Origin of the sequence: [Clostridium] saccharolyticum WM1 (assembly GCF_000144625.1) — a bacterium.
GTDB lineage: Bacteria > Bacillota > Clostridia > Lachnospirales > Lachnospiraceae > Lacrimispora > Lacrimispora saccharolytica.
This window is the reverse complement of sequence record NC_014376.1, coordinates 391,079-404,687: the sequence shown is the minus strand read 5'-3', so window position 1 is coordinate 404,687 and position 13,609 is coordinate 391,079. Positions and strand designations below refer to the sequence as shown.

Genomic DNA, 13,609 nt, shown 5'->3' with positions numbered 1-13,609 from the left:
TTTTTAACCTTATGGAAAAAGCCTGCTCCTTTTCTTTCATCCCCAAACCTGTGTTTTCGATTCTACTGTCTGTCCACTTTTAAGTGCCTGCTCCATTAGGATCCTTACATAGGCATCCTGCAATCCCTCTGCCAAAGGATAAACCTCCACGCCTTCTTCAATAAACCGCCGCATCCCAAGCATAAGAGTTCCAATAGCCGTTTCATCCTGAGGAAGCCCATTGGCTTTTCCCAGATCAATAAACGGGTTTCGGTAAAGCAGTTCCTGCCCCATAGTGATTTGCTTAATTCCATTTCCTGTTTCAAAAGGTTCTTTTATGATCTGAAACTCCCTGGACCGGTTGTCTTTTCCTGCATAACGCAGCGTCCAGTCATCCAGCTCCCCTCTGGCTCCCTGAACATTTAAATGCCGGCTTCTGATCCTGGAATGGTATTGAATGCCGTTAAAATCGTAAAAAGCGGTTTTTCCTCCTTCAAATTCAAACGTCATCCTGACCCGTTCTCTCTCACTTATTCTGCCGTCTTCCACAAGTCCATATCTGGAATCCGTTTCCACCACAGGATACAGAAATTTCTTTCCATATAGTTTCATGTTCTCAAAGCCGGTTCCCAAAAACTGCCTGATCAGGCTGGCTCCATGGTAATCATGAACAGCCGACAGATTGACCATATAGGGTTCTCCAAGATATCCCCGCTTTACAACCTCAATGGCCGCAGAAAAGACCGGATACTTAAAATACTGCTCTGCAACCTGGATTCTTGCACCTTCCTGGGTATGAATGCGCCAAAGTTCCTGCAGATCTTCCAATTTCATGGCCGCCGGAGTCTCGCAAAGCACAGGATATCCCTTCCGTGCCCATTCCCCTGTCACCTGAAAGATAGAATCTTTATTTACAGCCACAACAATGAAATCCGGTTTCTCTGACAGACACTCCTCTGGGCTTGTTACCGCCTTGATTCCGGTTTCCTTTTGGATCTGTACGGCCTTTTCTTCTGTCCGGCAAAGAAATGCCGTCAGGTTAAAACTATCCGGATAGGCTTTGGCGATCCTGGCATAAAACAGGGATCTCCATCCTGAGCCTACTACCATAAAATTAAGCGGTTTCATATAAGATCCTCCTGCTATCTTTAATTTTTTATCGATTCCTTCTTCAGAATGTACGCCAGAAGCGCCTGGCAGCCTTCATAAATATCATCATAGGTACGGTCAAAGTCCCCTGTGTACCATGGATCCGCAATATCTCTTGGAGCAACGGAAAAATCCATCAGCCGTCTGACCTTTTCTTCCGGGTCCCCACCCAGGATCTTAAGCATATTTGTCACATTCCTCTGTTCCATGCCAATGAGATAATCATATTTATCATAATCCTTCCTGGATAACTGTACTGCATATTTACCCTCAGTGGTAATTCCATGTTCCTTAAGCTTTTCTCTTGTCCCACGATGCACCGGATTCCCGATCTCCTCCGTGCTAGTAGCCGCTGATGCAACAAAAAAGCGATTGCTTAAGTGCTTCTTTTCTATTATATCCTTCATGACAAATTCCGCCATGGGAGATCTGCATATATTGCCAAGGCAGACCATGAGTATCCGAATAACATTCTGCTCTCTCTTCATTCCAAACATCTCCTAAATTCTTTCATAGTTTACTTTCCTGCATTTATTCTGAAGCTCTGTAAAAATTATTAATTCTCTCTCTTCATTTACCTTAAAATGCTTTTCAAAGCAATGGAGTCCTCACATATAAGAAGCTTTTATATATATGAAAAAAGCGCAAACCCATATCTGGATTTACGCATTAAAATTCTGTGTTATGCATAATAGTTTACTGCATATACCCTCAAAACCACACATTGTTACATATCTGTTTTCATCCGTTCTTTCCTCTTACCTAAACCAACCTGGTTAAGCCCTCGACCTATTAGTGACAGTCAGCTCCACATGTTGCCATGCTTCCACCTCTGCCCTATCTACCTCGTCGTCTTCAAGGGGTCTTACTCTTGCGATGGGATATCTCATCTTGAGGGGGGCTTCACGCTTAGATGCCTTCAGCGTTTATCCCTTCCCGACTTGGCTACTCTGCCATGGTGTTGATCACCAACAGATACACCAGAGGTCAGTCCATCCCGGTCCTCTCGTACTAAGGACAGCTCCTCTCAAATATCCTACGCCCACGCCGGATAGGGACCGAACTGTCTCACGACGTTCTGAACCCAGCTCGCGTACCGCTTTAATGGGCGAACAGCCCAACCCTTGGGACCTACTACAGCCCCAGGATGCGATGAGCCGACATCGAGGTGCCAAACCACTCCGTCGATGTGAACTCTTGGGAGTGATAAGCCTGTTATCCCCAGGGTAGCTTTTATCCGTTGAGCGATGGCAATCCCACTTTATACCACCGGATCACTAAGTCCTAGTTTCCTACCTGCTCCACCCGTCGGTGTCGCAGTCAAGCTCCCTTATGCCTTTGCACTCTTCGAATGGTTTCCGTCCATTCTGAGGGAACCTTTGAGCGCCTCCGATACCCTTTCGGAGGCGACCGCCCCAGTCAAACTCCCCGCCTGACATTGTCCCCCAGCCAGGTCATGGCTGCAGGTTAGAAACCCAATACCGCAAGGGTGGTATCCCAACATCGGCTCCGCAAAGACTGGCGTCCTTGCTTCTATGCCTCCCACCTATCCTGTACATGCAGTACCGAATCCCAGTATCAAGCTGGAGTAAAGCTCCATGGGGTCTTTCCGTCCTGGCGCAGGTAACCAGCATCTTCACTGGTACTTCAATTTCACCGGGTGCATTGTCGAGACAGCGCTCAAATCATTACGCCTTTCGTGCGGGTCGGAACTTACCCGACAAGGAATTTCGCTACCTTAGGACCGTTATAGTTACGGCCGCCGTTTACTGGGGCTTAAATTCAGAGCTTCGCGTTTCCGCTAACCCCTCCTCGTAACCTTCCAGCACCGGGCAGGCGTCAGCCCATATACCTCACCTTTCGGTTTTGCATAGACCTGTGTTTTTGCTAAACAGTTGCTTGAGCCTATTCTCTGCGGCCTGATTTCTCAGGCACCCCTTATCCCGAAGTTACGGGGTCATTTTGCCGAGTTCCTTAACAATGCTTCTCCCGCCGGCCTTAGGATTCTCTCCTCATCCACCTGTGTCGGTTTACGGTACGGGCACATATCACACAATAGCGGCTTTTCTTGACAGCCCCTACGAAGACTTCCCTACTTGTGTTCGGTACGCGTCACACCTTCCTGTTGCCAGATGGATTTTCCATTCTGGCCAGTAAAATGCTTGCCCCGGTCTTTTCATTCCCGGGTTCTTCCTCGGTTCTGTGTCCCCACAGTTCTGATGATATGCGGTACAGGAATTTCAACCTGTTGTCCATCGACTACGTCTTTCGACCTCGCCTTAGGCCCCGACTTACCCAGAGCAGATCAGCTTTACTCTGGAAACCTTAGATATTCGGCCTGGAGGATTCTCACCTCCATCTCGCTACTCATTCCGGCATTCTCTCTTCTTAACACTCCACATCTCCTTACGGTAATGCTTCTGTGCGTTAAGAATGCTCCTCTACCAATGTATTTACATACATTCCACAGCTTCGGTGTCGTGTTTTAGCCCCGGACATTTTCGGCGCAGGACCTCTCGACTAGTGAGCTATTACGCACTCTTTGAATGTGTGGCTGCTTCTAAGCCAACATCCTAGTTGTCTCTGAAATCCCACATCCTTTTCCACTTAACACGCACTTTGGGACCTTAGCTGGTGGTCTGGGCTCTTTCCCTTTTGACTGCCCAACTTATCTCGTGCAGTCTGACTCCCGTACATCATCTGACCGGCATTCGGAGTTTGATATTCTTTGGTAAGCTTTGACGCCCCCTAGGAAATTCAGTGCTCTACCTCCGGCAGACTAATACGAGGCTAGCCCTAAAGCTATTTCGAGGAGAACCAGCTATCTCCGGGTTCGATTGGAATTTCTCCCCTACCCACACCTCATCGCCACCCTTTTCAACGGATGTGCGTTCGGTCCTCCATTTCCTTTTACGGAAACTTCAACCTGGACATGGGTAGATCACCCGGTTTCGGGTCTACCTTTACTGACTCATTCGCCCTATTAAGACTTGGTTTCCCTTCGGCTCCGCACCTTCAGTGCTTAACCTTGCCAGTAACGGTAACTCGCCGGACCGTTCTACAAAAAGTACGCGGTTCCACTTAAAATGTGGTTCCACAGCTTGTAAACACAGGGTTTCAGGTTCTCTTTCACTCCCCTCCCGGGGTCCTTTTCACCTTTCCTTCACAGTACTATGCGCTATCGGTCACTAAGTAGTATTTAGCCTTGGGGGGTGGTCCCCCCGAATTCCCACAAGGTTTCTCGTGTCTCGTGGTACTTTGGATCCTGCTCGCTGACTATTGCTTTCCCATACAAGGCTTTCACTTTCTATGGCCGGTCTTTCCAGGACCGTTCTGGTAACAAATCGTCTCACTTCTTGCAGTCCATAACCCCAGTATGCACGCATACTGGTTTAGGCTCCTTCCATTTCGCTCGCCGCTACTTTGGAAATCGAGTTTTCTTTCTTTTCCTCCGGGTACTTAGATGTTTCAGTTCCCCGGGTTCCCGACGTATGGCTATGGATTCACCATACGACAGCTGAGGTTTGCTCAGCTGGGTTTCCCCATTCAGACATCTCCGGATCAAAGGATATTTGCTCCTCCCCGAAGCTTTTCGCAGCTTATCACGTCTTTCATCGGCTCTTAGTGCCAAGGCATCCACCCTGCGCTCTTATTAGCTTAACCAATTCGATGTTCACCTGCGGGTGCGGGTTACTAATCTAAGATACATAGCGTTGTATCTCTGGTCTTAGGTTTGTTATTTCACCGTACGTTACGGTTATTTTAACGAGTTTTGTTTGGTTACATCGTTAGATGTAACACCTCGGATGTCTTGATTTTGTTTTTATACTTTAACATATAAAAACTAATCTAGATATATTTCAATATGTGGTTTTCAAGGTACATGCGCGATGCAATCAGAAGTCTTCGCTTTTCGAAGTGCTCCTTCGTAACCGTACCGCTATGACTGAAGTTTATCAGTCATTCGAAAGCTCGATCAACTCAAACTCACGAATCACTGGTAAAAACCAGCTATATAAAACAGCACTGCCCTGCTGAATCAGGTTAACACATTCTTTAACACAGGCTTCGCTTTTCCCTCCGCCCATTGGAACGTGTCCGTTCTATATAAAACACTCCTTCGAGTGATTTTTTTTATGTAATCTGGCACCCACCTGCTCTCCCATGCCGTCTCCAGCATAGTACCATCGGCCGCTTAAGTCTTAACCATCGTGTTCGGGATGGGAACGGGTGTCTCCCCTAAGCGCATCGGCACCAGAAATTTCGTGTCTCACTAGTAATGCGTGCACAATTAAGCGGAAAACTGTGTTGAAAGCTTGCTTTCATAAGCAGTTTTTTGATTCATTGTATAAGCGGCGCAGCCGCGACCGAGCGAATTATTCGCGAGGTTCCACATTACGGTTCTCTTGGTGTTTCTTTATTCTTTTTACTTCCTTTGAAAACCAAAGACTCAACAGTATCTAAAACCCTTACTTCTTCTTCCTTAGAAAGGAGGTGATCCAGCCGCACCTTCCGATACGGCTACCTTGTTACGACTTCACCCCAGTTATCAGTCCCGCCTTCGGCAGCTCCCTCCTTACGGTTGGGTCACTGACTTCGGGCGTTACCAACTCCCATGGTGTGACGGGCGGTGTGTACAAGACCCGGGAACGTATTCACCGCGGCATTCTGATCCGCGATTACTAGCGATTCCAGCTTCATGTAGTCGAGTTGCAGACTACAATCCGAACTGAGACGTTATTTTTGGGGTTTGCTCCAGATCGCTCCTTTGCTTCCCTTTGTTTACGCCATTGTAGCACGTGTGTAGCCCAAATCATAAGGGGCATGATGATTTGACGTCATCCCCACCTTCCTCCAGGTTATCCCTGGCAGTCTCCCCAGAGTGCCCAGCCGAACTGCTGGCTACTAAGGATAAGGGTTGCGCTCGTTGCGGGACTTAACCCAACATCTCACGACACGAGCTGACGACAACCATGCACCACCTGTCTGGAATGCCCCGAAGGGAAGGCCCCGTTACGGACCGGTCATTCCGATGTCAAGACTTGGTAAGGTTCTTCGCGTTGCTTCGAATTAAACCACATGCTCCACCGCTTGTGCGGGTCCCCGTCAATTCCTTTGAGTTTCATTCTTGCGAACGTACTCCCCAGGTGGAATACTTATTGCGTTAGCGGCGGCACCGAAGAGCTTTGCTCCCCAACACCTAGTATTCATCGTTTACGGCGTGGACTACCAGGGTATCTAATCCTGTTTGCTCCCCACGCTTTCGAGCCTCAACGTCAGTTACAGTCCAGTAAGCCGCCTTCGCCACTGGTGTTCCTCCTAATATCTACGCATTTCACCGCTACACTAGGAATTCCACTTACCTCTCCTGCACTCCAGCACCACAGTTTCCAAAGCAGTCCCGGGGTTGAGCCCCGGGCTTTCACTCCAGACTTGCAGTGCCGTCTACGCTCCCTTTACACCCAGTAAATCCGGATAACGCTTGCCCCCTACGTATTACCGCGGCTGCTGGCACGTAGTTAGCCGGGGCTTCTTAGTCAGGTACCGTCATTTTCTTCCCTGCTGATAGAGCTTTACATACCGAAATACTTCTTCACTCACGCGGCGTCGCTGGATCAGGGTTTCCCCCATTGTCCAATATTCCCCACTGCTGCCTCCCGTAGGAGTTTGGGCCGTGTCTCAGTCCCAATGTGGCCGGTCACCCTCTCAGGTCGGCTACTGATCGTCGGCTTGGTGGGCCGTTACCTCACCAACTACCTAATCAGACGCGGGTCCATCTCATACCACCGGAGTTTTTCACACCGTGCCATGCAGCACTGTGCGCTTATGCGGTATTAGCAGCCGTTTCCAACTGTTATCCCCCTGTATGAGGCAGGTTACCCACGCGTTACTCACCCGTCCGCCGCTCAGTCACTTTTAATTCCATCCGAAAACTTCCTTAAAAGTGCTTCGCTCGACTTGCATGTGTTAAGCACGCCGCCAGCGTTCATCCTGAGCCAGGATCGAACTCTCAAATTTAAGCAGATAGTCTTTAAAAGCGGTCAGAGATTGGTAGAAAAGTCTGTTGAAAGCTTGCTTTCATAAGGACTTTTTTTGCAAATCTATGAACATTTGCGAAGCAAATGGTAGCGAATGAAGCAAAGCTTCATGAGCCTACCGCCCGGACTAGCCATCCAGTTCAATCCACGGTCAAAATCAACTAACTAGCTAATTTATTTCCCGTTTTACTTGTTGTTTGGTTCGTATACAATTACTTGTATTCGTTCTGAAATTTTCTCATTCAAAGCCATCAAACATGGCTTGTTTTATTAGAATTTTCAGGGTTTTACATACTGTTCAATCTTCTGTTTTCAAAGTGCTGATTTTGCTTTGCTGTCTCAGCAGCAACTTTTAAAGTTTATCATATCTGATTGTTTTTGTCAACCATTTTTTTATTTTTCTTCAAAACTTTTTCATCGGTTATTGATGTGTTTTGGAAGAAGTTCTGCCGCCGTTTTCAGCGGCGAGTTACATCATACCAAAGCCTTCGACAAATGTCAACCATTTTTTCTATTTTTTTCGAAAAGAAAAAAATAGCCATAGAATTCTCTTTGTTTCAGCCAGGTTATTGCATCATAACCGCTCTTTTCCTCATCAAAGATGAAAGTGTTCATTTTTCCTCTTTTTATTACCGCAATCAAAAAAGATACCGTTATCTCCTGAATTTTGAACCGACCCCCAAAAGTTAGACCAAAAATCTAACGATTGGGAGGTTGGTTTTTGCATGGGATAATTGTACCTTTTTCTTAATGATGGATATTTATTTTAATCATAATTCATATCATTAACTTGGATTCTGCCCTTTGAAAAGAGCGGAAAACCAGGTTCACTAATCTAGCTTTTTTTCCCGCAGCATTTCTTATATTTTTTTCCGCTGCCACAGGAACAAGGATCATTTGGATAGATCTTTGGAGGATTTTTTCGCTGAACGGAAACTGTTTCTAACCCTTTCATCACCATTTCATACGGCTTGTGTCCTCTGTTCAACACCATCCTGGTATGGTTCCATACATCTGTGATAATACTTGTGAACCGTTCCATATGCTCTTCCGATTCAAAAATGATACCGGCCGCCTCTATGCCATCTACAATTTCAGGGAGCTGGCCGCCCATGCTGATCTCCGCCTGCACCTGACGCAGAATATAGGTGATCTTTTCATCGGAAACCTTCATTTCATCCCTTAAGAATGTGCTCAGCAAACCTAATTCCTGAGTCATTAAAAAGCCCCCATGGTCCGCCAGAAAACGGATCTCCTGCTGGGCAGGGATATAATAAGGAACTTTTTTCTGCATCCGAAGTAATTCTTCCATGCCATTCTGTTCTGCCAGAGCCCCATCCACAAATTTCCCATCCGTGTACACAGCCACCGGACGGAAGGACTGAAGAAGCTCATGGGCCTGAAGAAGCTCTTCTGCAGTAAGCTTCTTATCTTCGTATTTATTAAAGGTTTCCAGAAGTACCTGGATCGGAGTGACGGCATACAGGGAATTGGCTGCCCGGAAATAATCCCCGATCTTGCTGAGGCGTTCACGCTCTTCTTTAAATTCCGGAGTATTCACCTCTTTATATGCCTTTATTACCTCTTTTGCAACCATAAATTGATTGTTAAGTCCTGCAGTTACATAGCCTCCTGCGTAAAGAAAATCCATTTCCTCTAATTCAGTAGAGGGAACTAGAAAATCACCCTCTGCCAACTGCTCGAACAGCTTGATTTCTGAATCACGGGCACAGAGGAAATATCGGCTCATGACCTTCTGATCCAGGATATGGGCAATGGTCCGTTCAGCCAGCTCTTCCTTTTTTAATTTAGAAAGCCCGCTCATGCCGTGTCTTTTTGCAATCTCAAGAATACTGTTCTTATCATAACAGTTATAAATGTCTTCCATACGGACCTCTTCCGAAGCAGACTTCCCCCCCTGGCTTAAGCGACGGTTGACTTCAGTAATATTATATTCTTCGGATCCTTTGGAACCTGATTCTAATAGTTCATAATACCCGGCAATGCTTCCGCAGGTTTCAGGAACTTCAGCCCCTTTGAATTTAACCACCTGACCACAGCTTTCTTTATAATCCACAACCATATCTTCTACTTGGATTGAAAGCTCCCAATTCTTATCAGCACCATATGTATAGGTAAACTTGCTGTTACTGGACACCAGTCTGCTGATGGTTTCATCACTGAAAAGATATTGAAATTTGGGAGACCAGTTCTCCTTATTGGGAACTACCCTTACTCCTTCAGAACGGAATTCAAATTCATACAGGTATCCATCGGACCAGCAGAATGCTGTCTGAATCATTTGGTGAAGCTTCCCAAAGGTTATCCCTTCCGGTACCAGAACCCTTCTCCAAATAGGCGGCTTGCTGCCTTTGATCGTGATTTTCAGTTGATATGCTCCCATGAAAACGCCCTCCTGTCTTGTATCCTTTGTATCCGTCCTTTATTTACGGAATGTATTTTTATATTTCTACTATAAAATAAGCGCACGTTACAATTTACCATATTTCTTCCTATTCTGTCCAGTCCATCCCGTTAATTTTTCTACGAAAAAAGCTGTTTTTTATAATTATGCCAGTCTTTTCTCCTCTCCCATTGCCTCATGGCAGATGTAAAGGAATTTCATTTTCCCATTCTGCAAATACTAACAGAAGAAAAAAGGGTGCAGTCAGGCTTTACACAACCTTTACATTTTCTATACCAAAACATGATATCAGAAATATTTTCAGGCTGATATACTCCATAATGTAAGCGAAAGCAATTAAAAAAAGAAAAGAGGAGAAAGTAATTTATGAAAAAAAATATAGGAAAAGCACTTGCATTAGCTGGATTGGCAGTTCTTACCATGGGAACCTTAGCAGGCTGCGGCAGCAATAATGCAGAGACACCGGCTCCTAATACAACCACTGCGGCTGGCGCTTCCACTGAAACAACCTCTGCCGGATCCACCACCGCCAAGGAGGAGGCATCTGCCGATTTAAAAGGCTCTGTCAGCATGGTTGGTTCTACCTCTATGGAGAAGTTCGCAACCGCTTTAAGTGAAATCTTTATGGAAAAATATCCGAATGTTACCGTACAGGCTGAATTCGTAGGCTCCGGTGCAGGAATTGAAGCAGTCTCCAATGGTTCTGCCGATATCGGTAATTCTTCCCGTAATTTAAAAGAGGAAGAAAAGGCAAAGGGCGTTTCTGAAAATATCGTTGCAATCGACGGCATCGCTGTTGTGTCAGACCCCTCCAATACCGTTGAAAATTTAACAAAGGATCAGCTGATCAGCATTTATAATGGTACAATCACCAACTGGAAGGATTTCGGCGGAGCTGACCAGCCGATCGTTGTCATCGGCCGCGAGTCCGGCTCTGGTACAAGAAGCGCTTTTGAAGAGCTGTTAAAGCTGGAAGACGCCTGTAAGTACAGCAATGAACTGGACAGCACCGGTGCTGTCATGGCAAAGGTCGCTTCCACCCCAGGTTCTATCGGTTATGTTTCCCTGGATGTTCTTGACGATACCGTTAAGACCATGAAGCTGGAAAACACAGAGCCTACTCCGGAAAACATCAAGGCCGGCTCCTATTTCTTAAGCCGTCCATTCGTTATGGCTACCAAGGGAGAGATTTCCGAGCAGAACGAGCTGGTGAAAGCTTTGTTTGATTATATCCATTCTGCGGAAGGAACAGAATTGGTAAAATCCGTTGGTTTAATCCCGGCAAACTAATCAAAAAGGATCTCTTCTCATACTGCATAAAGATAATTTTTAAAGGGGACGCGGCCAGAGATTATGCTACGTCCCCGTTTTTGAAAGGAGCTGTTGTATGCGACCAAAGTCTTATTCCATATTTAGCGGCCATGGTAGTAAATCAGGGGTTGAACATGCTGCAGAGGTTATTTTTACCGTCTGCGGCTTCTTTGCCGTTCTGGCCGTTGCTTCTATCAGCCTGTACATGATCATAAGCGGAACTCCTGCCCTTTTTAAGGTAGGGATCCTGGACATTCTCTTTGGAACTATCTGGAAGCCGGAAGCCGCTTCTCCAAGCTTTGGCATTCTCTATGTCATTCTGACCTCCATCGTTGGAACGGCAATGGCTATATTGATCGGTGTTCCCATTGGAGTTATGACCGCCGTTTTTCTGGCTGAGGTAGCGCCTGCCAGGCTCACTAAAATTGTACGTCCGGCTGTGGAGCTGTTAGCCGGCATTCCTTCTGTTATTTATGGTTTGCTAGGAATCCTGATTTTAAATCCCATGATGTATAAACTGGAACTATCAATATTTGAAGGTTCCACTACTCACCAGTTTACCGGAGGCGCTAATTTAATCTCAGCCGTTTTGGTGCTGGCCTTAATGATTCTTCCTACGGTTATCAATATCAGTGAAACCGCACTCCGGGCAGTGCCCCAGCATTTGCGGAGCGCTTCCCTGGCCCTTGGAGCCACCAAGATCCAGACCATTTTCAATGCGGTCCTGCCGGCAGCGAAATCCGGTATCATCACTGCCATCGTCCTAGGAACAGGGCGGGCCATCGGTGAGGCAATGGCCATCAGCCTGGTGTCCGGAAGCTCCGTAAACTTTCCTTTCCCCTTCCGCTCGGTCCGTTTTCTGACCACTGCCATTGTTTCAGAAATGTCTTATTCCGCCGGACTCCACAAACAGGTGCTCTTTACCATTGGCCTTGTCCTGTTTGCTTTTATTATGATCATTAACATTACACTTAATAACCTGTTAAAGAAAGGAGAGGAACGTCATGACAAATGATATGGTCATTCCTGTTCATAATCATTCTGCTGTAGCCCGAAGCATTTATAACCGGAAAAACCGGATTTCAGATTCCGTATTAATGGTGCTCATTTACTTATGCGCTTCCATCTCCATTCTGGTTCTGATCGGAATTATGGGTTATGTCTTTGTCCGCGGCATTCCGGAAATCAGTTTGGAATTTCTGACCACTGTGCCAAGCACCATCAAAGGAACCTTCGGTATCTTAGGGAATGTTGTAAACACCTTATACGTTGTGATCATTACCCTGCTGATTGCCACTCCTTTCGGCATCGGGGCCGCCATCTATCTGAATGAATACGCAAAAGGCGGAAAAGTGGTCCGCATGATCGAATTCACCACAGAAACATTATCAGGCATCCCTTCCATTATTTTCGGCCTTTTCGGCTATGTTTTTTTCGGAATCACCCTTGGCCTTGGCTATTCCATACTCACCGGTGCCTTGACTTTATCCATTATGGTACTTCCCCTCATTACCAGGACCACCCAGGAAGCCTTAAAAACCGTTCCGGAAAGCTACCGCTCCGGGGCGCTGGGCATTGGTGCCACCAAATGGTATATGATCCGGACTATCCTTCTACCCAGTGCTATGCCGGGCATTGTAACAGGAATCATCCTGGCCATCGGACGTATCGTGGGAGAGTCCGCTGCCCTTCTTTTTACAGCGGGAAGCGGCTACCTGCTCCCCAAAGACTTTTTCGGAAAGATCTTTGAATCAGGCGGTACCTTGACCATTCAGCTCTACTTATGCATGCAAAAGGCAAAATACGGCCAGGCCTTCGCGATTGCCGTTGTCCTTCTGGTCATCGTTTTGGCAATAAACGGACTTGCAAAATTTCTGTCACATAAATTCAATACGGAGGTTAAAGAATCGTGAATACCAACACAGTAAAAATTTCTACCAGCCAATTAAATCTATATTATGGGACGAACCACGCATTAAAGGATGTAAACCTAAATTTATACACAAATAAAATTACGGCCTTTATCGGACCTTCCGGATGCGGAAAATCCACCTTTTTAAAAACCTTAAACCGAATGAACGACCTGATCCCTAGTGTAAAGATTGAGGGAGAGGTTCTTTTAGACGGAGAAAATATTTACGATCCCCGGGTAGATACCACTTTGCTGCGCAAAAAAATCGGCATGGTATTTCAGCAGCCCAATCCATTTCCAATGAGTATCTATGACAATGTGGCCTACGGTCCAAGGATCCATGGAATAAAGAATAAATCCGAACTAGATGCTATTGTGGAAAAAAGTCTGAAGGGGGCGGCCCTTTGGGATGAAGTGTCAAGCCGTTTAAAGAAATCTGCCCTTGGCCTTTCCGGCGGCCAGCAGCAGCGTCTCTGCATCGCCCGTGCCCTGGCGGTTGAGCCGGAGGTACTGCTTATGGATGAACCAACCTCTGCTCTGGACCCGATCTCCACCTTAAAGATCGAGGACCTGATGGATGAACTAAAGGAAAAATACACGGTTGCCATTGTCACCCACAACATGCAGCAGGCAACCCGAATCGCTGATTATACTGCCTTTTTCCTTGTAGGAGAGGTAGTGGAATATGCTTCCACAACTGAGCTGTTTACAGTTCCCAAGGACAAAAGAACCGAAGACTATATTACAGGCCGCTTCGGCTGATCCATGATATTTATAGAAGAAAGAAGGAGAACA

The 13,609-nt window shown here is 46.4% G+C and carries 7 protein-coding genes and 3 rRNA genes; 4 read left to right on the top strand and 6 right to left on the bottom strand.

What is annotated here, in order from left to right:
* Positions 1-36: 36 nt before the first annotated feature.
* The 6 genes from CLOSA_RS01950 to CLOSA_RS01925 all read right to left on the bottom strand — a co-directional run bounded on the left by CLOSA_RS01950 (position 37) and on the right by CLOSA_RS01925 (position 9,570).
* Positions 37-1,107, bottom strand: coding sequence for a Gfo/Idh/MocA family protein (locus tag CLOSA_RS01950; protein WP_013271106.1), 1,071 nt, complete (start codon positions 1,105-1,107; stop codon positions 37-39).
* A gap of 20 nt (positions 1,108-1,127) precedes the next feature.
* Positions 1,128-1,616 carry a low molecular weight protein-tyrosine-phosphatase gene (locus tag CLOSA_RS01945; RefSeq protein WP_013271105.1) on the bottom strand — a complete coding sequence of 163 codons (489 nt, stop codon included), beginning with the start codon at positions 1,614-1,616 and terminating at the stop codon, positions 1,128-1,130.
* A gap of 284 nt (positions 1,617-1,900) precedes the next feature.
* A 23S ribosomal RNA gene (locus CLOSA_RS01940) occupies positions 1,901-4,791 on the bottom strand.
* A gap of 478 nt (positions 4,792-5,269) precedes the next feature.
* Positions 5,270-5,387, bottom strand: a 5S ribosomal RNA gene (gene rrf / locus CLOSA_RS01935).
* 228 nt (positions 5,388-5,615) lie between these two features.
* Positions 5,616-7,146: ribosomal RNA gene (locus CLOSA_RS01930) — 16S ribosomal RNA — on the bottom strand.
* Together the 16S, 23S and 5S rRNA genes form the textbook arrangement of a ribosomal RNA operon.
* 855 nt (positions 7,147-8,001) lie before the next feature.
* Entirely contained in the window at positions 8,002-9,570 is a 1,569-nt protein-coding gene (locus tag CLOSA_RS01925; protein WP_013271104.1) for a plasmid pRiA4b ORF-3 family protein, read from the bottom strand.
* Positions 9,571-9,957: 387 nt separating this feature from the next.
* On the opposite strand from CLOSA_RS01925, the gene CLOSA_RS01920 reads away from it, so the two are divergent.
* The 4 genes from CLOSA_RS01920 (at position 9,958) to pstB (ending at position 13,576) form a co-directional block, all read left to right on the top strand.
* The gene (locus CLOSA_RS01920) at positions 9,958-10,881 is read left to right on the top strand and encodes a phosphate ABC transporter substrate-binding protein (RefSeq protein ID WP_013271103.1); all 924 of its coding nucleotides are present in this window, start codon (positions 9,958-9,960) and stop codon (positions 10,879-10,881) included.
* Positions 10,882-10,978: 97 nt separating this feature from the next.
* Positions 10,979-11,917: a phosphate ABC transporter permease subunit PstC gene (pstC, locus tag CLOSA_RS01915; RefSeq protein WP_013271102.1), complete on the top strand. Its 939-nt coding sequence runs from the start codon at positions 10,979-10,981 to the stop codon at positions 11,915-11,917.
* Positions 11,907-12,815 carry a phosphate ABC transporter permease PstA gene (gene pstA / locus CLOSA_RS01910; RefSeq protein ID WP_013271101.1) on the top strand — a complete coding sequence of 303 codons (909 nt, stop codon included), beginning with the start codon at positions 11,907-11,909 and terminating at the stop codon, positions 12,813-12,815. Before pstC ends, pstA begins: the two co-directional genes overlap by 11 nt.
* The gene (pstB, locus tag CLOSA_RS01905) at positions 12,812-13,576 is read left to right on the top strand and encodes a phosphate ABC transporter ATP-binding protein PstB (RefSeq protein WP_013271100.1); all 765 of its coding nucleotides are present in this window, start codon (positions 12,812-12,814) and stop codon (positions 13,574-13,576) included. The genes pstA and pstB overlap by 4 nt, the downstream gene beginning before the upstream one ends.
* Positions 13,577-13,609: the final 33 nt, after the last annotated feature.